The organism is Rhizobium sp. WYCCWR 11152 (assembly GCF_013087615.1).
In the GTDB taxonomy this organism is placed as follows: domain Bacteria; phylum Pseudomonadota; class Alphaproteobacteria; order Rhizobiales; family Rhizobiaceae; genus Rhizobium; species Rhizobium indicum.
In genome coordinates this window covers 723,860-744,125 of record NZ_JABFCP010000009.1, presented here as the reverse complement: position 1 = coordinate 744,125, position 20,266 = coordinate 723,860, and the positions used below count along the sequence as shown (strand labels likewise).

Sequence of the window (20,266 nt, the reverse complement as noted above, 5' to 3'; positions counted from 1 at the left end):
CAACGCAGCGGCCGGACTTTCCCCCGACAATATTGACCTCTAAACTGGCCGGAGAATCCTTCTCCGGCCTCTTTTCGATGTGGATCATGAGCGAATTTTTCGACGCCCCCGAAGACGACAACTTTGCCTCAGCAGGCCTGCGGTTGACCGTCGACCTGACCGCTCTGACGGAGAACTGGCGCGACATGGCGCGCCGCTCCGGTGCGGCGCGCGCCTCGGCGGTCGTCAAGGCAGATGCCTATGGCATGGGCATCGAGGATGCCGGCGAAGCGCTCTACATGGCAGGCGCGCGCGACTTCTTCGTCGCGACCGTCGACGAGGGCGTGACGCTTCGCCTCTATGCGCCCGAGGCGCGCATCTTCGTGCTCTCAGGCATCTGGCCAGGCACCGAGCGGCGCTTCTTCGACAATGATCTAGTGCCGGTGATTTCCTCCGACGAGCAGCTCGCCTTCTGGATGGCGGTGCTTGCCGATTACGGCGACTACCCCTGCGCGCTGCATGTCGATACCGGCTTCAATCGGCTCGGACTGCATATCGACGATGCGATCGCGCTCGCCAACGACGTCTCACGGCCGGCGAGCTTCGCGCCCGTGCTTGTCATGAGCCACCTCGCCTGCGCCGATGATCCCACCCATGCGATGAACCGGCAGCAGCTCGAATCATTCCACAGGGTTAGCGCCGCTTATGAAGGTATCGATTCAAGCCTTGCCGCCTCGGCCGGCATCTTTCTCGGTGAGGATTATCACTTCGACCTGACCCGCCCCGGCATCGCGCTCTATGGCGGCGAAGCGGTCAGCGGCATGGCGAACCCGATGCGGCCCGTCGCGACGGCGGAAGCGCGCATCATCCAGGTGCGCAGCGTCGAAGCCGGCGAGACGGTCAGCTATGGGCGGGCGCTGCAGCTTCCCCGCGAAAGCCGGCTGGCGATCGCCTCGGCCGGCTATGCCGACGGCTACATGCGCAGCCAGTCGAGCGGCGGTGTGCCGCTGCGCCAGGTGGTGCCGCAAGGCGGGCAAGGTTTCATCGCCGGACACAAGGTTCCGGTTGCCGGCCGGATCACTATGGACCTGACGATCTTCGATATCACCGACCTGCCTGACAACGCCGTGCGCGCCGGGGATTATGTCGAGCTGTTCGGAAAGAACATGCCGGTGGACGATGTGGCGCGGACATCCGGCACGATCGGATACGAGATTCTGACCAGCATGGGGCTGCGCCACGAACGGCGCTACGTGGCCGAGGATTAGCGGCCGTTCTATTCAACGGCTGCTGAGGGCGAGACGGACACCGAGCGCCACGAAAAGCGCACCGAGGCCGCGATCGAGCCAGAGGCCGATTTTTTGATTATGCCTGATTGCATCCGCAAGGCGCCCGCCGAGAAGGACGAGCGGCGGTTCGATGAAGGCGGCGACGACGATAATGAGCGCGCCATGCAGCATGAGCTGAGCCCATGCCGGCCCTGCCCCTTCGACGACGAACTGCGGCAGGAAGGCCAGGAAGAATATCGCCACTTTCGGATTGAGCAGCGACACCAGAATTCCCTGCCGATAGATTCTTGCAACCGGCAAACTTTCACCAGCAGCCGTTATCAGGCCATCGCCGCCACCGGAGCGCAAAGCCTGAATGCCGAGCCAGACGAGATAGGCCGCACCGATCCATTTGACCGTCGAGAAGGCGACGGCGGAAGCGGCAAGTATGGCAGAGAGGCCGAGTGCAGCCATCAGTACATGCAGGCAGGCGCCGGACCAGACACCGAACAGCGCCGAAAAACCGGCACGTTTTCCGCTTCTCATCGTATGACCGAGGATGAAGGCGATGTCGGGGCCGGGCGAGAGATTGAGCAGAACCGCCGCCGACAGAAATGCAAGCCAGTGCGCAAACGAATAATCGAACATCTTCACCATTCCAGATAAGCAGAAGCAAAGGATAGGCATCGGTGCGCTGATGGGGAAATCATTAGTTTTGATCCGTTGCGATAGCCATTATCTCAAGCACGACAATGATTCGATGAAGCGGCGCGTCGCTTCACTCGCGAACCCGGACTGAAAGAGTATTTGATGGCGAAGGCCAGAACACAATTCATCTGCCAGAGTTGCGGCACGGTTCATAACCGCTGGGCCGGCAAATGCGAGAACTGCGGCGAGTGGAACACCATCGTCGAGGAAGACCCGATGGGCGGGATCGGCTCCGGTCCCGGCAAGACGCCGAAGAAGGGCCGACCGGTGGCGCTGACGGCACTCTCCGGCGAAATCGAGGAGGCGCCACGCATCCATACCGCCATGTCGGAGCTCGACCGGGCGCTCGGCGGCGGTTTCGTGCGCGGTTCGGCGGTGCTGATCGGCGGCGATCCCGGCATCGGTAAATCGACGCTGCTGATGCAGGCCGCCGCCGCCCTTGCACGGCGCGGCCACAAGATCATCTACGTCTCCGGCGAAGAAGCCGTGGCGCAGGTGCGGCTGCGGGCGCAACGCCTTGCGGCAGCCGATACCGATGTGATGCTGGCAGCCGAAACCAATGTCGAGGATATTCTGGCGACGCTCGCCGAGGGCAAGCGGCCGGACCTCGTCATCATCGATTCCATCCAGACGCTATGGAGCGAACTTGCCGAATCCGCCCCGGGAACGGTGACGCAGGTGCGCACCGGCGTGCAGGCAATGATCCGTTTCGCCAAGCAGACGGGTGCCGCCATGGTGCTCGTCGGCCACGTGACCAAGGACGGGCAGATCGCCGGCCCGCGCGTTGTCGAGCACATGGTCGACGCCGTGCTCTATTTCGAAGGCGATCGCGGCCATCACTACCGCATCCTGCGCACTGTCAAGAACCGCTTCGGCCCGACCGACGAGATCGGCGTCTTCGAAATGTCAGACAAAGGTTTGCGCGAAGTCGCCAACCCCTCGGAACTCTTCCTCGGCGAGCGCAACGAAAAATCGCCGGGGGCTGCCGTCTTCGCCGGCATGGAGGGCACCCGCCCCATTCTCGTCGAGGTGCAGGCGCTGGTGGCCCCAACCTCGCTCGGCACGCCGCGGCGCGCCGTGGTCGGCTGGGATTCGGCACGGCTGTCGATGATCCTTGCGGTGCTGGAAGCCCATTGCGGCGTCAGGCTCGGCCAGCACGACGTCTATCTCAACGTCGCCGGCGGTTACCGCATCTCCGAACCGGCGGCCGATCTTGCCGTCGCCTCGGCGCTCGTTTCCTCGCTTGCCGGTATTGCCCTTCCTGCCGATTGCGTCTATTTCGGCGAAGTCAGCCTGTCGGGTGCCATCCGGCCGGTTGCGCACACCGCCCAGCGTCTCAAGGAAGCCGAGAAGCTGGGATTTTCCGCAGCGCTGCTTCCGTCCGCCTCCACCGAATTGCCGAAGGGCTCCGGCGGGCGCTGGAGCGAAGTCGCAAGCCTGCCGGATCTGGTCGCGCGCATCGCCGGATCGAAGGGGGCGCTACGTGTGGAAGACGACGTTTGATCCTTTCATTGCCAAGAGTGGTGATGATATAGGAGCACACGATAAGGCACGACACGGCCGCCAAGCGGCAGTCCTGGAGTTGAATTTACATGCCCATTACGATTTTCGACGGTATTGTCATCGGCGTCGTGCTCTTCTCCGCCGTGCTGGCGATGGTCCGCGGCTTTTCGCGCGAGATCCTCTCGATCGCGAGTTGGGGCGGTTCGGCCGCCGCTGCCTATTACCTCTATCCCTACCTGCTGCCCTATGCGAAAAAATACACCGATGACGACCGCATCGCGATCGTCGGTTCGGCAGCGGTCGTCTTCCTGATCGCGCTCATCGTCATCTCCTTCATTACGATGAAGATCGCCGATTTCATCATCGACAGCCGTGTCGGCGCGCTCGACCGCACACTCGGCTTCCTGTTCGGGGCAGCGCGCGGCGTGCTGCTCCTCGTCGTCGCCGTCGCCTTCTGGAACTGGCTCGTCGATGCCGACCACCGTCCGGCCTGGGTCAACGAAGCGAAGTCGAAGCCCTTCCTGGATTCGATGGTCGTGAAGCTGAAATCGGTTCTGCCGGAGCAATTTGCCCAGATGATACCGGAAAGCATCCGTGATAAGCTGCAGCCGCCGGCACAGGGCGCCGAAGGTACCACTCCGCCGACGGGCGACCAGGCTCCGGCGGAAGACGCACCGACCGCGCCCGCAGACGGCGCGCAGCAGCCGGCGAATTGACACAGTGTTCAAGAGCTTGACCCGCCATCCGGCAATCGCCATTTGAGCGGGACGTGAAATGAGGGTCCGGCCGAGCATTCCAGCTCCGTCGGGCTCAGCTATTTCTGGAAATGCCGATCCATTCTTGTGAGAGCAGAGGCCCGCAGAAATGAACCAGTCCCATTCCTTCCCGACCGACGATCCGCTCGACGGAGATACGCTGCATGAAGAATGCGGGGTTTTCGGAATTCTGGGACACCCTGATGCCGCCGCGCTCACGGCTCTCGGCCTGCATGCTCTGCAGCACCGCGGGCAGGAAGCGGCCGGCATCGTCTCCTTCGACGGCAAGCGCTTTTATCAAGAGCGCCACATGGGCCTTGTCGGCGACCACTATACCAATCCGATGACGCTCGCCCGCCTGCCCGGCAGCATTACGATCGGTCATACCCGCTACTCGACAACCGGCGAAGTGGCCATGCGCAACGTGCAGCCGCTCTTTGCCGAACTGGAAGAAGGCGGCATCGCCATTGCCCATAACGGCAATTTCACCAACGGCCTGACGCTGCGCCGCCAGATCATCGCGACCGGCGCCATCTGTCAGTCGACCTCCGATACCGAAGTCGTCCTTCACCTCATCGCCCGTTCCCGCCACGCTTCCACGTCCGACCGCTTCATCGACGCCATTCGCCAGATGGAAGGCGGCTATTCGATGCTCGCCATGACGCGCACGAAGCTGATTGCCGCGCGCGACCCGACCGGCATCCGCCCATTGGTGATGGGCGAACTCGACGGCAAGCCGATCTTCTGCTCGGAAACCTGCGCGCTCGACATTATCGGCGCCAAGTTCATCCGCGACGTTGAGAACGGCGAGGTCGTCATCTGCGAAATCCAGGCTGACGGCTCGATCAGCATCGATGCGCGCAAGCCCAGCAAGCCGCAGCCGGAGCGCCTCTGCCTGTTCGAATATGTCTATTTCGCCCGCCCGGACTCGGTCGTCGGCGGCCGCAACGTCTATACGACGCGGAAGCACATGGGCATGAACCTCGCCAAGGAATCGCCCGTCGATGCCGACGTTATCGTGCCGGTGCCGGATGGCGGCACGCCGGCGGCGCTTGGCTATGCGCAGCAGAGCGGCATTCCCTTCGAATACGGCATCATCCGTAACCATTATGTCGGGCGCACCTTCATCGAGCCGACGCAGCAGATCCGCGCCTTCGGTGTGAAGCTGAAGCATTCCGCCAACCGGGCGATGATCGAAGGCAAGCGCGTGGTGCTGGTCGATGATTCCATCGTGCGTGGCACGACGTCTCTCAAGATCGTCCAGATGATCCGCGAAGCCGGGGCGCGCGAAGTCCATGTCCGCGTCGCGAGCCCGATGATCTTCTTCCCGGATTTCTACGGCATCGACACGCCCGATGCCGAAAAGCTGCTGGCAAACCAGTATGCCGATGTCGAAGCCATGGCGAAATATATCGGCGCAGATTCGCTCGCCTTCCTGTCGATCAACGGCCTCTATCGCGCTGTCGGCGGTGAGGATCGCAACCCGGCTCGGCCGCAGTTCACCGACCACTATTTTACCGGCGACTATCCGACCCGCCTGCTCGACAAGAACGGCGAGTCCATGGGCAACAAGATTTCGATGCTTGCCAGCAACGGCTGACACGGCGCGCCGGCTTTTCCATTGTCCCATCCCGAGGGGTTCAATCGAACCCCTCTCCCTTCGTGAGGGAACACGACATCATGAATATCAATCTTGAGGGCAAGATCGCACTCGTCACCGGTGCGTCGCGCGGCATAGGCTATTTCACAGCGCTGGAACTTGCCAAAGCCGGCGCCCACGTGATTGCCTGCGCCCGCACGGTCGGCGGGCTCGAGGATCTCGACGATGCGATCAAGGCCGTCGGCGGCACGGCGACGCTCGTGCCCTTCGACCTTGCCGACATGAATGCGATCGATACGCTCGGCGGCTCGATCTTCGAGCGCTGGGGCAAACTCGACATCCTCGTCGCCAATGCCGGCGTGCTTGGGGTCATTTCGCCGATCGGCCATATCGAAGCGAAAGTGTTCGAGAAGGTGATGACCATCAACGTCACCGCGACATGGCGGCTGATCCGCTCGGTCGACCCGCTGCTGGCCCGCTCCGATGCCGGCCGTGCGGTGATCCTGTCTTCGGGTGCCGCTCACAAGTGCCGCCCCTTCTGGGGCGCCTATTCCGCTTCCAAGGCCGCGGTCGAGGCGCTGGCACGCACTTGGGCCGGCGAAAGTCAAAGCACCCCGCTGCGGATCACCAGCGTCGATCCGGGTGCCACGCGCACGGCGATGCGGGCGCAGGCGGTGCCCGGCGAAGATCCGCAGTCGCTGCCGCATCCCTCCGAGGTCGCAAATGCGATCCTGCCGTTGCTCGGGCCTGGTGTGACGGAGACGGGCAAGCTGTTTATCGTCCGGGAGAGCAAGCTCGTCGATTACCGGCTGCCCGAATAAGCCACTGCATAATTCCTTAAATCGGAATCGATTTAAGGACAAAATTATGCAGCTATTCAAAGTGCTACAGCGTCCTTTGCGCGTCTTAAAAGACGCGCGGCGCTGTAGACGTTTCAATTCGCTGCAACGGCGGGGAACAGATGCGCCAGGCCCGTTTCCGACGGGCATAGCGCATTGAGGTCAACCGGTCCCTGGATGCCGTCCAAGGTGCCGTTATCGGCAAATTGCCAAATCGACCAATGACTGCACTCTTCCTGCCTCGGCTCTCTGAACACGCTGCGCAGCCACAGATAGTGGTCGGGGAAGCGTGATTCATTGCCTTTCAGATATTGATCAAAGAACTCCTGCGTGACGTAGAAAATAGGCTTTTCCGGAAAAGCGCCCTTCAGCTCGGTGAAGAAGGCGTTCACCTCGGCAACCATTTCCTCGAGCGTCGGGATTTTGTTGCAATTGCCGACAAACTCTAGATCGACGGCGATCGGCAGAGTTCCCTGCTCCTTCGGCACGGTCGCGAGCACATTCTGCGCCTGATCCTTGCCCGGGCGGCAGAAGGTGAAGAAATGATAAGCGCCCCTGACCACTCCCGCATCTCTGGCGCGCTGCCAGTTGTCGGCGAACTTGGAATCCCGATGATCTCCGCCTTCGGTCGCCTTCATGAAGGCGAAACGGACATTCGTCTGCGCGGCAACGGCCTTCCAATCGATATCGCCCTGGTGATGGCTGACATCGATGCCCTGGATTGGATAGTTGCTGAGAGAGGGATTGTTGAAGCGAAGCATCCCGAAATCGTATGCGAAATATGCAGCGAATGCGACCACCAGAACTGCAGTCGCTCCGATCGTCGATCGGGCAAGTCTCCGCATCCCTTCCTCCCTATTTTCAACAGTTTCTCAACTGGCTATGCGAGATTTGTGCTCCGAAAATGGCGGCCGAATTTGAAGAGCGGGCCAACTGGTTTCGAAGACGTTGGTTGCTGCAATCGATTCATCGGATGGATGGATCCTGTTGCCGCTGGATCGCGCTTCGCCCCCTTGACCGGAGGCGCGAACCGGGCCATAAAACCCGCCATGAAAACGGTTATCTGCATTATCTGCCGGAAGATTATTCGCTAGCGCGAGCGCTGGCCCGGCCGTTTTCGTCTCCCAAATAGTCAAGATGCGAAACGCCCCGGTCCGCCGGTCGCGATATTTTTCTGATCGTGCATTTGGGAGAGTGAAATGGACGCGACGCCGGAACTGAAGCTGTACAACACGCTGACACGGGAAAAATCGGTGTTTTCGCCGATCGATCCCAACAACGTCCGCATGTATGTCTGCGGCCCGACCGTCTATGACTTCGCTCATATCGGCAATGCCCGGCCGGTCATCGTCTTCGACGTGCTGTTCCGGTTGCTGCGCCATGTCTATGGCGAAGATCACGTCACTTATGCCCGCAACATCACCGACGTCGACGACAAGATCAATGCGCGCGCGCTCCGCGACCATCCGGGTCTGCCGCTCAATGAGGCGATCCGGGCGGTCACCGAAAAGACCGAGACGCAATTTCACGCCGATGTCGCCGAACTCGGCTGCCTGGAGCCGGACTTCGAGCCGCGCGCCACCGACAATATCGTCGAGATGACCGAGATCATTGAGAAGCTGATCGGCAACGGCCATGCCTATGTCGCATCGGGCGAAGTGCTGTTCGACACCAAATCCATGGCGGATTACGGTCAGCTTTCGAAGCGCCCGCTCGACGAGCAGCAGGCCGGCGCGCGCATCGCCGTCGACGCGCACAAGAAGAACCCGGGCGATTTCGTGCTCTGGAAGCTGTCGAGCCACAACGAGCCCGGCTGGGAGAGCCCATGGGGCCGCGGCCGGCCCGGCTGGCACATCGAATGCTCGGCGATGAGCAAGCGCTATCTCGGCGATGTCTTCGACATTCACGGCGGCGGGCTGGATCTGATCTTCCCGCATCATGAAAACGAGATCGCCCAGTCGCGCTGCGCCCACGGCACCGAGGTGATGGCAAATGTCTGGATGCATAACGGCTTCCTGCAGGTCGAAGGCCGCAAGATGTCGAAATCCGAAGGCAATTTCGTCACCATCAACGAGTTGCTGCAGACGGAAATCTTCGGCGGCCGCAAATGGCCAGGTCAGGTGCTGCGCCTTGCCATGCTGATGACGCATTACCGCGAGCCGATCGATTTTTCGATCAAGCGACTGGAAGAAGCCGAACGTCTGCTCGCCAAATGGCCGGCGGCCGAAGCCGGCGATGCGGCGCCCGATGAAACCGTGCTGAACGCGCTTTCCGACGACCTCAATACGGTCGCGGCAGTGCAGGCATTGCATGCGCTGGCCCAGGCCGCGCATGCGGATCCCACAGCCCGTGCCGTCTTTGCGGCAACGGCCGACCTTCTGGGCCTGCTGCCGAAAAAGATGGAGATCGACGAAGCCGTCGCATCGGCAATCGATGCGCTGGTCGCAATGCGTCTCGAAATGCTGAAGGCGAAGAACTTCACTGAGGCCGACAAGATCCGCGACGAGCTGACGGCGAAGGGCATCCAGCTGAAAGACGGCAAGGATCCGGTGACGGGCGAGCGCGTCACGACGTGGGAGGTCAAGAGATGACCACCTATACCGGCGGCTGCCAATGCGGCGCGATCCGTTTCCGCGTCAACGGCGACATCAAGGATTCGTCGATCTGTCATTGCCGCATGTGCCAGAAGGCGTTCGGTGCTTATTATGCGCCGCTGGTCTCGGTGCGCGGCGCCGATTTCGAATGGACACGCGGCGAGCGGAAAAGATTCCGCTCTTCCAATTTCGTCGAACGCGGCTTCTGCGGCGATTGCGGCACGCCGCTGACCTATGAGGCACCAGATGGAATGGCGATCGCCGCAGGCGCCTTCGACGATCCTTCGGCGTTTCCGCCGACCATTCAATGGGGCGTGGAAGGCAAGATCGGATTCGTCGATCATCTGCACGAACTGCCCGGAGAAAGAACCGAGGCGGATCTCACGGCGGGCTCTTTCCTGCACGAACTCGTTTCCTACCAGCATCCCGATCATGAGACGCAGGCATGGCCACCCAAGGAGTTCGGATGATGGCGGAAGCGGACGGAAGCGGCGGGTGCCAGTGCGGGGCAGTGCGTTACCGCGCCAAAGGCGAACTCGGCTATCCCCATCTTTGCCATTGCCGCATGTGCCAGAAGGCGGCGGGCAATTATTTCATGCCGCTTGCCGGCGTGATGCGCAGCGATTTTACCTTCACGCGCGGCGCGCCGAAATGGTTTCAGTCCTCGGATCTGGTGCGGCGCGGTTTCTGCGGCGATTGCGGCACGCCGCTGTTCTACGATATTCCCGAAGCGGACTTCATCAACATCACGCTCGGCTCGTTGGACGATCCCGATGCGGTCAAGCCGGTGATGCAATCGAACACCGGCCAGAAGATGTCCTGGTTTCACGCGCTGGATGGCCTGCCGCTGGAACCACAGCCTGAAACGCCCGACCGCGAGAACGCGATCGCGGCAAGCAACCATCAGCACCCCGACCACGACACGAAAAGCTGGCCCCTCGGAGAAAGCTCATGACGGACACGATAAAGACAGGCGGATGCCAGTGCGGCGCTGTGCGCTTCCGCATCTCGGGCAAACTGGGGCGACCCTCGATCTGCCATTGCCGCATGTGCCAGAAGCAGTTCGGCGGTTTCTTCTCGGCGCTCGTCACCGCGTCTGAGGAAGGGATGGAATGGACGCGCGGCGCGCCGAGCTACTTCCAATCCTCAGTCAATATCGAACGCGGCTTCTGCAGCGATTGCGGCACGCCGATGACCTATCGTCATCCGGGCGGGCTGGAGCTTGCGATCGGCACCTTCGACGACCGTAGCGACCTCGCACCGCTAATCCAGGTCAACTACGAGGCCCGCCTGCCCTGGGTCGAGAAAATCTTCAAGGCGCCGGTGCTGAAGGATCAGGATTTCTACGCACGGCAGGAGGCGATCATCTCCTTCCAGCATCCCGACCACGACACGGAAGTCTGGCCCGCAAAAGGCGTGAAGATATGACCGAGATGTTGCGCACCCTCTATCCCGAAATCGAGCCCTACGCTTCCGGCCATCTGGATGTCGGCGACGGCCATGTGATCTATTGGGAGCGCTCTGGTACGCCTGGCGCCAAGCCTGCCGTCTTCCTGCATGGCGGTCCGGGCGGCGGCATCTCGTCCGCCCATCGCCGGCTCTTCGATCCCACTCTCTACGACGTCATGCTGTTCGATCAACGCGGTTGCGGCAGGTCAACGCCGCATGCGGAACTCCATGCCAATACGACCTGGCACCTCGTTGCCGATATCGAGCGGCTGCGCGAGATGGCCGGCGTCGACACCTGGCAGGTGTTCGGCGGCTCCTGGGGCTCGACGCTGGCGCTCGCCTATGCCGAGACACATCCAGAGCACGTCTCCGAGCTCATCCTGCGCGGCATCTATACGCTGACCAAGGCGGAGCTCGACTGGTACTACCAATTCGGCGTCTCGGAGATGTTCCCTGACAAGTGGGAGCGGTTCATCGCGCCCATTCCGCCGGAAGAGCGGCATGAGATGATGCATGCCTATCATCGCCGCCTGACACACGAGGACAAGAACGTGCGCCTCGCGGCCGCGCAGGCCTGGAGCATCTGGGAAGGCGAAACGATCACGCTGCTGCCGGAACCTTCGACGAGCTTCAAGTTCGAGGAGCCGGAATTCGCCTATGCATTTGCGCGCATCGAGAACCATTTCTTCGTCAATGCCGGCTGGATGGACGAGGGACAGTTGATCCGCGATGCCGGCAGGCTCAGGGATATTCCCGGCGTCATCGTACATGGACGCTACGACATGCCCTGCCCGGCCAAATATGCCTGGCTGCTGCACAAGGCCTGGCCGAAGGCAGAATTCCACCTGATCGAGGGCGCGGGCCATGCCTATTCGGAGCCCGGGATTCTCGATCAGCTGATCCGGGCGACGGATAAGTTTGCCGGGAAGCAAGACTGATGCCGCACATAAAAGCAGTCAATGCCTGGGAGGCATCGTGGTGACCAAGGAAAAAATCTATCTCTTCGACACGACGCTCCGGGACGGGCAGCAGACGCCCGGCATCGATTTCTCCGTCGAGGACAAGATTGCGATCGCCGCCATGCTGGACGAGTTCGGCCTCGATTATGTCGAGGGCGGATATCCCGGCGCCAATCCGACGGACACCGCCTTCTTCAGCGAGAAGCGCACCAGCCAGTCCAGCTTCGTCGCCTTCGGCATGACGAAGCGGGCGGGTGTTTCGGTCTCCAACGATCCCGGCATTGCCGGGCTGCTTCAGGCCAAAAGCGATGCCATCTGTTTCGTCGCCAAGAGCTGGGACTATCACGTCGCGGTGGCGCTCGGCTGCACCAACGAGGAAAACCTCGAATGCATCGCCGAAAGCGTCAAGGCGGCGGTTGGCGCGGGCAAGGAGGCGATCGTCGATTGCGAGCATTTCTTCGACGGCTTCAAGGCCAATCCGGCCTATGCGCTCGCCTGCGCCAAGACGGCCTATGAGAGCGGCGCCCGCTGGGTCGTGCTCTGCGACACCAATGGCGGCACGCAGCCGCCCGAGGTGCGCGCCATCGTCGAGGCGGTGATTGCCTCAGGCGTTCCCGGCCACTGTCTTGGCATCCATGCGCATAACGACACCGGCCAGGCGGTTGCCAATTCGCTTGCCGCCGTCGAAGCCGGCGTCCGGCAGATCCAGGGCACGCTGAACGGCATCGGCGAGCGCTGCGGCAATGCCAATCTGGTGACGCTAATCCCGACGCTGGCGCTGAAGAGCGCCTACAACACACGTTTCGAAACGACGATCGACGAGGAGCGGCTGCTCAACCTCACCCGGCTCTCGCATGCCTTCGACGAACTGCTCAACCGTTCGCCCGACCACCAGATGCCCTATGTCGGCGCCTCCGCCTTCGCCACCAAGGCCGGCATCCACGCATCGGCCCTGCTCAAAGATCCGCGAACCTATGAACACGTGCCGCCGGAAACCGTCGGTAACTTCCGCAAGGTTATGGTCTCCGACCAGGGCGGAAAGGCGAACTTCATCAATGCGCTGAAGCGGCGCGGCATCGCGGTCGCCAAGGACGATCCGAAGCTCGACCTGCTGATCTCGATCGTCAAGGAACGTGAATCCATCGGCTATGCCTATGAGGGCGCGGATGCGAGCTTCGAGCTGCTGGCGCGCCGCACGCTCGGCACGATCCCGGAATTCTTCACCATCGAAGGCTTCCGCGTGATGATCGAGCGCCGCTTCGACAGTCTTGGCCGTGTGAAGATCGTCTCGGAGGCGGTGGTCAAGATCACCATCGACGGCCAGACGCTGATGTCGGTTGCCGATGCCGAAGGCCCGGTCAACGCACTTGACCTCGCGCTGCGCAAGGATTTCGGCAAATACCAGCACGAGATCGACGATCTGGTGCTTGCCGATTTCAAGGTGCGTATCCTCAACGGCGGCACGGAGGCGATCACCCGCGTGCTGATCGAATCCACCGACAGCGACGGCGTGCGCTGGTGGACAGTCGGCGTCTCGGAGAACATCATCGACGCTTCGTTCCAGGCGCTGATGGATTCGGTCATCTACAAGCTGATGAAGAACCGGCAGCTGGCGGGCAAGATCGCGGCGGAATAAACCTATTTTGCTGGTCCGGCGACGGGGTCCCAGCCCCTCGCCCGAATACCATTCGTTTCCTTCGGACTCGGCCTTCCGTCGCCGGGCGTCGGATCATCGCGTCGTCTCCCGCTTCAAATCCTCTCACGCTTCGTTCAACGAAATGAATTGGCCTATTCACGGCGCTTAAGCTAGGCCGGATCAGAAGAAGAACAAAGATGGAAACACCGATGTCGACCGATGCATCCGTTCCGTTGGCGAAGAACGAAGACAGTCCGCGCGGGTTCGCCTTCGCGCTGACGGCCTATTTGCTTTGGGGCTTCCTGCCGATCTACATGAAGGCGGTGGCGCATATCTCGCCGGCCGAGGTGATCGCACATCGCATCGTCTGGTCGCTGCCGTTGGCGGGCATCGTGCTGATTGTGCTCGGGCGCACACAGGACATCCGCGCAGCACTCAGCTCGCCGCGCATGCTGGCGATGGCGGCGCTGACGGCGTCGCTGATTACGGTCAACTGGGGCACCTATGTCTGGGCGATCGGCGCCGGCCATTCGCTCGACGCAGCACTTGGCTATTTCATCAATCCGCTGTTCAGCATCTTCCTTGGCGCTGTGTTCCTCAAGGAAAAGCTGCAGCCGCTGCAGATCGCGGCGATCGCGCTTGCGGCGCTTGCCGTCGCCATTCTCGCGCTGGACAGCGGCGGCATCCCGTGGGTCGCGCTGACGCTGGCGATCAGCTGGGGATTCTACGCCTTGTTGCGCAAGACGCTGCCGCTCGGGCCGAACCAGGGCTTCTTCCTCGAAGTGCTGATCCTCAGCGGGCCGGCCGTCCTCTATATCCTCTATCTCGAATTCGGCGGCCAGGGCCACCTCTACCGCACCGGTCTTGCAGATACGACCCTGCTGCTCGGCTGCGGCGTCATCACCGCCGTGCCGCTGATGATCTATGCGAACGGCGCCAAGCTCTTGAAACTCTCGACGATCGGCATCATGCAGTATATCGCGCCGACGATGATCTTCCTGATCGCGGTCTTCGTCTTCCACGAGCCATTCGGCACGGCGCGCATGATTGCCTTCCCGCTGATCTGGGCGGGGCTGTTCCTTTATAGTTGGTCGATGCTGAAGGGAAGCCGGGAGCGTTAGAGCAATTCCAGCAAAAGTGCGCAGCGGTTTTGCATCCGGGATTGCGTAAAACAAAAGCTTGGAGCGGTTCGGCGCTTCCGTGAAAGCCGAACCGCTCCAAAGGCGCGCGCGCCTACATCTTCGAAATTACTTCGTCCTCGCCGTCACGATCGGCGGCGAGTTGGGCTGCCTGGGCCATGATCGCCGGAATGATGCCGGAGATCTCGTCGACGACGAGCGGCTGCACCCGGTGGGCAGTGTGCAGGAAGCCTTCTTCAGTCATATGGCGCATCAATTCCATCATCGGATCCCAGAAACCGTTGACGTTGGCAAAGACCATCGGCTTCTCGTGGCGACCGAGCTGCGCCCAGGTCATGATCTCGACGATCTCCTCCAGCGTACCGATGCCGCCGGGCAGCGCGACGAAGGCATCGGAGCGCTCGAACATGGTGTGTTTGCGCGCATGCATGTCAGGGGTTACAATGAGTTCGTTGAGCTGACCGAGCGAGTGGCGAGTCGCTTCCATATCGATCAGGAATTCGGGAATGATGCCCGTGACCTGACCGCCGCCTGAAAGCACGCCGCTGGCAACCGCGCCCATGATGCCTTTGGTACCCCCGCCATAGACGAGGCGCAGGCCGTATTCGGCGATCTCTCTTCCGAGAGCACGCCCGGCCGCCATGTGGGAAGGATCGCGTCCCGGCCTTGAGCCGCAGTAAACGCAGATGGATCGAATCGATACAGATTGTTCGGTCATGAGGGCGAAACAACTATTCCATTTCAATGCAGTCAAGAAAATTGACTGAAAAGCAGCGTGCCTAGCTTGCCTAATTGCTTTGAATGCTTGTGGAAAGCAACGGGAATCGCTAGCAATTTTGGGTATTACGGCAAATTGCCGCCTTGGGAGACATAATGATGAAGAACCGTGCCGGCTTGCTGGCTCTTGCAGTCCTCGCAATCGCAATCCTACTGATGGTGTTTGTCGTCATGCCGCGCATCGGCGGCGATGCGACCAAGGTCGGAGACGCCATCAACCAGGCGAGCACGGAGGTCAAGAACACGGTTAACGAGGCGGCAAAGACATCGCGCTCCGCCGTGGGCGACGCGGCTGCGGTCGCCGACAAAGTGGGTCGCCTTTCGGCCGATGCCGGCGTATCGCTCAGCGAGCTCAAGGCGCTGTTTGCCGACGGCAAAGGCCCGGCCATCGATGTCTTCACCGCCGCCAAGACCAAAGCCGTCAACGCGCTGACCGCGCTTGCCGATTTCACCATTCCCGAGGGCCTCGATCCCGCGACCCAGACCCTTGCCGCCAAGGCCAAGGACGGTGGCGCGAAGGCGCTCGCCATCGTCCAGTCGCTGCCCGAGAACATCGCCGATGCGCTTGCCGCGATCGCCAAGGCCGAGGTTGCGCTGACCGGCGCGCCGGAGACCGCCCCTGGGGCGAATACGGCAGTGGAAAATACCGGCCCGAAGCTTCCGGCCTTCGACGTATTGCGCGTCGAGCCCGACGGATCGACGGTGATTGCCGGTTCCGCCGAGCCGAACGGCAAGCTCGAGGTGCTCGACGGCGAGAAGGTGGTGACGACGGCCAATGTCGATGCGAGCGGCGATTTTGCTGCCGTTCTCGACGATCCGCTTCCGGCCGGCGACCACCAGCTCGTGCTCAAGTTCACGGGCAAGGACGGCAAGAGCACGCTTTCCGAAGAAGTCGCGACCATTTCCGTGCCGAAGGATGGCAATGGCGCCAATCTGCTCGCCATGGTTTCCAAACCCGGCACGGCGAGCCGCATCATTACCGCGCCGAAGGCTGGAACCGAAGTTGCCGATGCCTCCAATCCGATGGCGCCGCCTGCGGACAAGCCGGCAACCGGCGAAAGCTCGGCTGCGCCTGCCGCAACAGCTGCACCGACCGGCGAGCTGGCGCTGCAGACGCCGAACCTCACCGACACCTCCTCGGATGGCGCAGCTACGGCACCGGATAAAACGAATGTGCCCGATGTGATGGTCAATGCCGTCGAAATCGAGGGTAACAAGATCTTCATTGCCGGCACGACGCGCTCCAATGCCAAGGTCATCGGTTATGCCGACGACAGCCTTGTCGGCCAAGACACGGCCGGCTCCGACGGCCATTTCGTCATCGACGGTGTGGTGGCGCTTTCAGTCGGCGACCACAAGATCCGCGTCGATGTCGTTGATCCCACAGGCAAGGTGATCGTGCGCGCGGCGGTGAATTTCAATCGCCCAGCCGGCGATCAGGTGAGGGTCGCCGCGCAATCGGCACCCGCCGACGCCAACGGCGCTTCCTCGATGGTGCCGCTCGACGAAGGCGAGCTCGACAAACTCAAAGTCGAAGTCGGCAAAGCCTTCGGCCTGCTGAAGGGACTGTTTGCCGATGGCAAGCTGCCAGGCGCCGAGCAGCTTGCGGCGGCGCGCTCGGCAACGGAATTCGCTCTTCGCTCCGTCGCCGATTTCCGCCCGGCCGCCGATGCGCCTGATGTCTTCAAGCAAGCGTCCGGTTCTTCTTCGCAGATCGCCGGCAATGCGCTGAAGCTGCTGCAGGGCCTGCCTGGGGATGCGAAGTCCGTCGGCACCGCACTCGACAAGCTGGGCGGGATGATCGCCGAACTCACCGCCGCACCCGCGCCGGCAACGCCGTCTGCAAACGAGGTCGGAAGCAACCAGCCGAAGACGATCGAGCAGGCGCCGCTGACGGCGAACAACGCGGCGGTCATCATTCGTCGCGGCGACACGCTGTGGCAAATCTCGCGCCGCACCTATGGCCTCGGCGTTCGTTACACGACAATCTACATCGCCAACGAGGACAAGATCATCAATCCCGATCGCATCCGCCCTGGCCAGATTTTCGGCCTGCCGAAGGATGTACTGCCGAATGCCGAAGAGCTGCACCGCAAGCGCATGTCCGGCCAGCATCTCTAAGCTGCAAAACAACACGGCAAGGCCGGGCGGGATAAGCGCCCGGCCTCGTCGTTTCCTTACCCCAGCAATTGTTGTATTCGTCCGGCCGGCACCCTATCTGGCGGTGGCGGCTACGGGTTGTGGGAAGCGCTTTCAGGCAGGTCCCGGTTCCGCGCGCTTGCCGGCATCGAATCGCGGCAAGCCCATCCGGGCTGGAGACAATCATGGCAAACGGCAAGACAGTCTCGGAATCCAACCTGCCGCAGACGCTTCTCAACCTCTGGCCCTATATGTGGCCGGCCGGCCGGCCCGACCTGAAGATGCGCGTCGTCTGGGCCTCGGTCTTTCTGCTGATCTCCAAATTCGTACTGCTGCTCGTCCCCTATTTCTTCAAGTGGTCGACCGATGCGCTGAACGGCAGGATGGATCTTGCGGGCTCGGTGCCGCCGCTGCTGGCCGGCGCCATCGCGCTGGTGATTGCCTATAACATCACCCGGCTGATCCAGCTCGGCCTCAACCAGCTGCGCGACGCGCTCTTTGCCAGTGTCGGACAACATGCGGTGCGCCAGCTCGCCTACAGGACCTTCGTGCACATGCACGGGCTTTCGCTACGCTTCCATCTCGAGCGCAAGACCGGCGGGCTATCGCGCATCATCGAGCGCGGCACCAAGGGTATCGAGACGATCGTGCGCTTCACGATCCTCAATTCCGTCCCGACCGTCATCGAATTCCTGCTGACGGCGGTGATCTTCTGGTGGGGCTACGGCTTCTCCTATCTCGCCGTTACCGCTTTTACCGTCTGGGCCTATATCTGGTTCACGATCCGGGCATCCGACTGGCGCATCGCTATCCGCCGGTCGATGAACGACAGCGATACCGACGCCAACACCAAGGCGATCGACTCTCTCCTCAATTTCGAGACGGTCAAATATTTCGGCAATGAGGAGATGGAGGCAAAGCGTTTCGACAAATCGATGGAACGCTACGAAAAGGCGGCGACCGATGTCTGGACCTCGCTCGGCTGGCTGAACTTCGGCCAGGGCGTCATCTTCGGCATCGGCACGACGATCATGCTGGTGCTGTCGGCGCTGGCCGTGCAGCGCGGCGAGCAGACGGTCGGCGATTTCGTCTTCGTCAATTCGATGCTGCTGCAGCTTTCCGTACCGCTCAACTTCATCGGCTTCGTCTACCGCGAAATCCGCCAGGGGCTGACCGATATCGAACAGATGTTCGATTTGCTTGAGGTGCAGACCGAAGTCAAAGACGCCCCCGATGCGACCGAACTTCGGATCGGCCTGGGCGCGATCTCCTTCAAGGACGTGCATTTCGCCTATGATGCGGCCCGTCCGATCTTGAAGGGCATTTCCTTCGAGGTGCCGGCCGGCAAGACGGTCGCCGTCGTCGGCCCTTCGGGTGCGGGCAAATCGACGCTGTCGCGCCTGCTCTATCGCTTCTACGATATTCAGAGCGGCGCAATCACCGTCGACGGCCAGGATATTCGCACGGTGACGCAGAAGAGCCTGCGCTCGGTGATCGGCATGGTGCCGCAGGATACAGTGCTCTTCAACGACACGGTCGCCTACAACATCCGCTACGGCCGCACATCGGCCAGCGACGGCGAAGTCTTTGCCGCCGCCGAGGTGGCGCAGATCGCGCATTTCATCGAAACGCTGCCCGAGGGTTTCGAAACCAAGGTCGGTGAGCGCGGGCTGAAGCTTTCGGGCGGCGAGAAGCAGCGGGTAGCGATCGCCCGCACCATCCTCAAGGCGCCACCGATCCTGATCCTCGACGAGGCCACGTCGGCGCTCGACACGACGACGGAACGGGAGATCCAGGAGGCACTCGACCTGGTTTCGAAGAACCGCACGACGCTCGTCATCGCCCACCGGCTTTCGACGGTGATCGGCGCCGATGAAATCATCGTGCTCAAAAGCGGCGAGATCGCCGAGCGCGGAACACATGCCGCCCTCCTCGAAAGGAACGGTCTTTATGCCTCGATGTGGAACCGCCAGCGCGAGGCGACACAGGCGGAGGAACATCTCAAGCAGGTGCGCGAAAGCGACGACCTCGGCGTGATAACGCGGCTTGCTCCGGCAAGCTGACAAGGGAAACCGACGCCGGCCGACTTTTGTTGTTCAGAAACCCGGCGTGGGAACCAGGGCCGAGGCCACAGCATTGCCCCAGAGACGGTTTTTCGCTAACCAGCAAAAATGAAAACGCAAGGAGACCGGCAGCCATGAGCCTGTTCAACACGGTTCGCAACACGATCGTCCCCGTGCACAAGGAGGGTTATCCCTTCGTTGCCGCCTTCTTCGTCGCGTCGCTGGTCTTGGGCTGGATCTTCGAGCCGCTCTTCTGGATCGGCATGATCTTCACGCTCTGGTGCGCCTATTTCTTCCGTGATCCGGAGCGCGTGACCCCGCAGGACGACGACCTGGTGATCTCTCCCGCCGATGGCAAGGTGTCGGCGATCCAGATGGTGACGCCGCCGGCCGAGCTCAACCTCGGCCCCGAGCCGATGCTGCGCATCTCCGTCTTCATGAACGTCTTCAATTGCCATGTGAACCGGGCGCCGATGCGCGGGCGCATCGTCAGCATCAACTACCGCTCCGGCAGCTTCGTCAACGCCGAGCTCGACAAGGCGAGCGAAGACAATGAGCGCAACGGGCTGGTGATCGAAACCGGCCACGGCCAGATCGGCGTCGTGCAGATCGCCGGCCTCGTCGCACGGCGCATCCTCTGCTGGGCAAACCCCAACGAGCCGCTGGATGCCGGCGAGCGTTTCGGGCTGATCCGTTTCGGCTCGCGGCTCGACGTGTTCCTGCCCGCCGGTGCCGCGCCCCGCGTCTCGCTCGGCCAAACGGCGGTTGCGGGAGAAACCGTCATCGCCGAATTCGCCTCCGCCAAGGGTCCCATTATCAGCCGTCGCAGCTAGAGCGGTTCAGCTTTTCACGGAAGTG

18 protein-coding genes are annotated in these 20,266 nt (G+C 61.9%); 15 read left to right on the top strand and 3 right to left on the bottom strand.

Going from position 1 to position 20,266, the window contains the following annotated elements:
- Positions 1–77: 77 nt before the first annotated feature.
- A complete protein-coding gene (gene alr / locus G9X67_RS18905; RefSeq protein ID WP_171599504.1) occupies positions 78–1,247 on the top strand; it encodes an alanine racemase in 1,170 nt (389 codons plus the stop codon).
- Between the two features lie 12 nt (positions 1,248–1,259).
- Here the strand turns inward: alr and G9X67_RS18900 are convergent, their stop codons facing one another.
- The gene (locus G9X67_RS18900) at positions 1,260–1,895 is read right to left on the bottom strand and encodes a LysE family translocator (protein ID WP_138328374.1); all 636 of its coding nucleotides are present in this window, start codon (positions 1,893–1,895) and stop codon (positions 1,260–1,262) included.
- A 162-nt stretch (positions 1,896–2,057) separates the two neighbouring features.
- On the opposite strand from G9X67_RS18900, the gene radA reads away from it, so the two are divergent.
- The 4 genes from radA (at position 2,058) to G9X67_RS18880 (ending at position 6,634) form a co-directional block, all read left to right on the top strand.
- Positions 2,058–3,458, top strand: coding sequence for a DNA repair protein RadA (radA, locus tag G9X67_RS18895; RefSeq protein WP_138328375.1), 1,401 nt, complete (start codon positions 2,058–2,060; stop codon positions 3,456–3,458).
- An 89-nt stretch (positions 3,459–3,547) separates the two neighbouring features.
- Positions 3,548–4,174, top strand: a complete 627-nt coding sequence (locus tag G9X67_RS18890; protein WP_029872969.1) for a CvpA family protein — start codon at positions 3,548–3,550, stop codon at positions 4,172–4,174.
- Positions 4,175–4,322: 148 nt separating this feature from the next.
- Positions 4,323–5,813, top strand: coding sequence for an amidophosphoribosyltransferase (gene purF / locus G9X67_RS18885; protein WP_138328376.1), 1,491 nt, complete (start codon positions 4,323–4,325; stop codon positions 5,811–5,813).
- An 80-nt stretch (positions 5,814–5,893) separates the two neighbouring features.
- Positions 5,894–6,634, top strand: coding sequence for an SDR family NAD(P)-dependent oxidoreductase (locus G9X67_RS18880; protein WP_138328377.1), 741 nt, complete (start codon positions 5,894–5,896; stop codon positions 6,632–6,634).
- Positions 6,635–6,747: 113 nt separating this feature from the next.
- On the opposite strand, the gene G9X67_RS18875 is transcribed toward G9X67_RS18880, so the two are convergent.
- On the bottom strand, positions 6,748–7,497 hold the full coding sequence (locus G9X67_RS18875) for a GH25 family lysozyme (RefSeq protein WP_138328378.1): 750 nt from the start codon (positions 7,495–7,497) through the stop codon (positions 6,748–6,750).
- Between the two features lie 354 nt (positions 7,498–7,851).
- Between G9X67_RS18875 and cysS the strand changes: the two genes are divergently transcribed.
- The 7 genes from cysS (at position 7,852) to rarD (ending at position 14,411) form a co-directional block, all read left to right on the top strand.
- Positions 7,852–9,243 (top strand): cysteine--tRNA ligase, encoded by a 1,392-nt coding sequence (gene cysS, locus G9X67_RS18870; protein WP_138328380.1) that lies wholly within the window; start codon positions 7,852–7,854, stop codon positions 9,241–9,243.
- Positions 9,240–9,716, top strand: a complete 477-nt coding sequence (locus G9X67_RS18865; RefSeq protein WP_138328381.1) for a GFA family protein — start codon at positions 9,240–9,242, stop codon at positions 9,714–9,716. The genes cysS and G9X67_RS18865 overlap by 4 nt, the downstream gene beginning before the upstream one ends.
- Entirely contained in the window at positions 9,713–10,201 is a 489-nt protein-coding gene (locus G9X67_RS18860) for a GFA family protein (RefSeq protein WP_138328382.1), read from the top strand. The genes G9X67_RS18865 and G9X67_RS18860 overlap by 4 nt, the downstream gene beginning before the upstream one ends.
- Entirely contained in the window at positions 10,198–10,674 is a 477-nt protein-coding gene (locus G9X67_RS18855; protein WP_138328383.1) for a GFA family protein, read from the top strand. The genes G9X67_RS18860 and G9X67_RS18855 overlap by 4 nt, the downstream gene beginning before the upstream one ends.
- Positions 10,671–11,633, top strand: a complete 963-nt coding sequence (pip, locus tag G9X67_RS18850; protein WP_171599415.1) for a prolyl aminopeptidase — start codon at positions 10,671–10,673, stop codon at positions 11,631–11,633. The genes G9X67_RS18855 and pip overlap by 4 nt, the downstream gene beginning before the upstream one ends.
- Positions 11,634–11,673: 40 nt before the next feature.
- Positions 11,674–13,290, top strand: a complete 1,617-nt coding sequence (gene cimA, locus G9X67_RS18845; RefSeq protein ID WP_138328385.1) for a citramalate synthase — start codon at positions 11,674–11,676, stop codon at positions 13,288–13,290.
- Between the two features lie 209 nt (positions 13,291–13,499).
- Positions 13,500–14,411, top strand: coding sequence for an EamA family transporter RarD (gene rarD / locus G9X67_RS18840; protein ID WP_171599503.1), 912 nt, complete (start codon positions 13,500–13,502; stop codon positions 14,409–14,411).
- A gap of 112 nt (positions 14,412–14,523) precedes the next feature.
- Here rarD and G9X67_RS18835 read toward each other — a convergent pair whose 3' ends face one another.
- Positions 14,524–15,147, bottom strand: coding sequence for a TIGR00730 family Rossman fold protein (locus G9X67_RS18835; protein WP_003558142.1), 624 nt, complete (start codon positions 15,145–15,147; stop codon positions 14,524–14,526).
- A gap of 155 nt (positions 15,148–15,302) precedes the next feature.
- Between G9X67_RS18835 and G9X67_RS18830 the strand changes: the two genes are divergently transcribed.
- The 3 genes from G9X67_RS18830 to G9X67_RS18820 all read left to right on the top strand — a co-directional run bounded on the left by G9X67_RS18830 (position 15,303) and on the right by G9X67_RS18820 (position 20,241).
- The gene (locus tag G9X67_RS18830; protein ID WP_171599414.1) at positions 15,303–17,327 is read left to right on the top strand and encodes a LysM peptidoglycan-binding domain-containing protein; all 2,025 of its coding nucleotides are present in this window, start codon (positions 15,303–15,305) and stop codon (positions 17,325–17,327) included.
- A 203-nt stretch (positions 17,328–17,530) separates the two neighbouring features.
- Entirely contained in the window at positions 17,531–19,408 is a 1,878-nt protein-coding gene (locus tag G9X67_RS18825; protein ID WP_138328388.1) for an ABC transporter ATP-binding protein/permease, read from the top strand.
- Positions 19,306–20,241, top strand: coding sequence for a phosphatidylserine decarboxylase (locus G9X67_RS18820; RefSeq protein ID WP_348647884.1), 936 nt, complete (start codon positions 19,306–19,308; stop codon positions 20,239–20,241). Before G9X67_RS18825 ends, G9X67_RS18820 begins: the two co-directional genes overlap by 103 nt.
- Positions 20,242–20,266: the final 25 nt, after the last annotated feature.

What these genes read in the sequence shown, in the direction of transcription:
- purF (WP_138328376.1), top strand. Translation starts at nt 4,323, where the DNA reads ATGAACCAGTCCCATTCCTTCCCGACCGACGATCCGCTCGACGGAGAT.
- G9X67_RS18830 (WP_171599414.1), top strand. Translation starts at nt 15,303, where the DNA reads ATGATGAAGAACCGTGCCGGCTTGCTGGCTCTTGCAGTCCTCGCAATC.
- G9X67_RS18900 (WP_138328374.1), bottom strand. Translation starts at nt 1,895, where the DNA reads ATGTTCGATTATTCGTTTGCGCACTGGCTTGCATTTCTGTCGGCGGCG.
- rarD (WP_171599503.1), top strand. Translation starts at nt 13,500, where the DNA reads ATGTCGACCGATGCATCCGTTCCGTTGGCGAAGAACGAAGACAGTCCG.
- pip (WP_171599415.1), top strand. Translation starts at nt 10,671, where the DNA reads ATGACCGAGATGTTGCGCACCCTCTATCCCGAAATCGAGCCCTACGCT.
- G9X67_RS18890 (WP_029872969.1), top strand. Translation starts at nt 3,548, where the DNA reads ATGCCCATTACGATTTTCGACGGTATTGTCATCGGCGTCGTGCTCTTC.
- G9X67_RS18875 (WP_138328378.1), bottom strand. Translation starts at nt 7,497, where the DNA reads ATGCGGAGACTTGCCCGATCGACGATCGGAGCGACTGCAGTTCTGGTG.
- G9X67_RS18860 (WP_138328382.1), top strand. Translation starts at nt 9,713, where the DNA reads ATGATGGCGGAAGCGGACGGAAGCGGCGGGTGCCAGTGCGGGGCAGTG.
- G9X67_RS18880 (WP_138328377.1), top strand. Translation starts at nt 5,894, where the DNA reads ATGAATATCAATCTTGAGGGCAAGATCGCACTCGTCACCGGTGCGTCG.
- G9X67_RS18825 (WP_138328388.1), top strand. Translation starts at nt 17,531, where the DNA reads ATGGCAAACGGCAAGACAGTCTCGGAATCCAACCTGCCGCAGACGCTT.
- radA (WP_138328375.1), top strand. Translation starts at nt 2,058, where the DNA reads ATGGCGAAGGCCAGAACACAATTCATCTGCCAGAGTTGCGGCACGGTT.
- alr (WP_171599504.1), top strand. Translation starts at nt 78, where the DNA reads ATGTGGATCATGAGCGAATTTTTCGACGCCCCCGAAGACGACAACTTT.
- G9X67_RS18865 (WP_138328381.1), top strand. Translation starts at nt 9,240, where the DNA reads ATGACCACCTATACCGGCGGCTGCCAATGCGGCGCGATCCGTTTCCGC.
- G9X67_RS18835 (WP_003558142.1), bottom strand. Translation starts at nt 15,147, where the DNA reads ATGACCGAACAATCTGTATCGATTCGATCCATCTGCGTTTACTGCGGC.
- cysS (WP_138328380.1), top strand. Translation starts at nt 7,852, where the DNA reads ATGGACGCGACGCCGGAACTGAAGCTGTACAACACGCTGACACGGGAA.
- G9X67_RS18855 (WP_138328383.1), top strand. Translation starts at nt 10,198, where the DNA reads ATGACGGACACGATAAAGACAGGCGGATGCCAGTGCGGCGCTGTGCGC.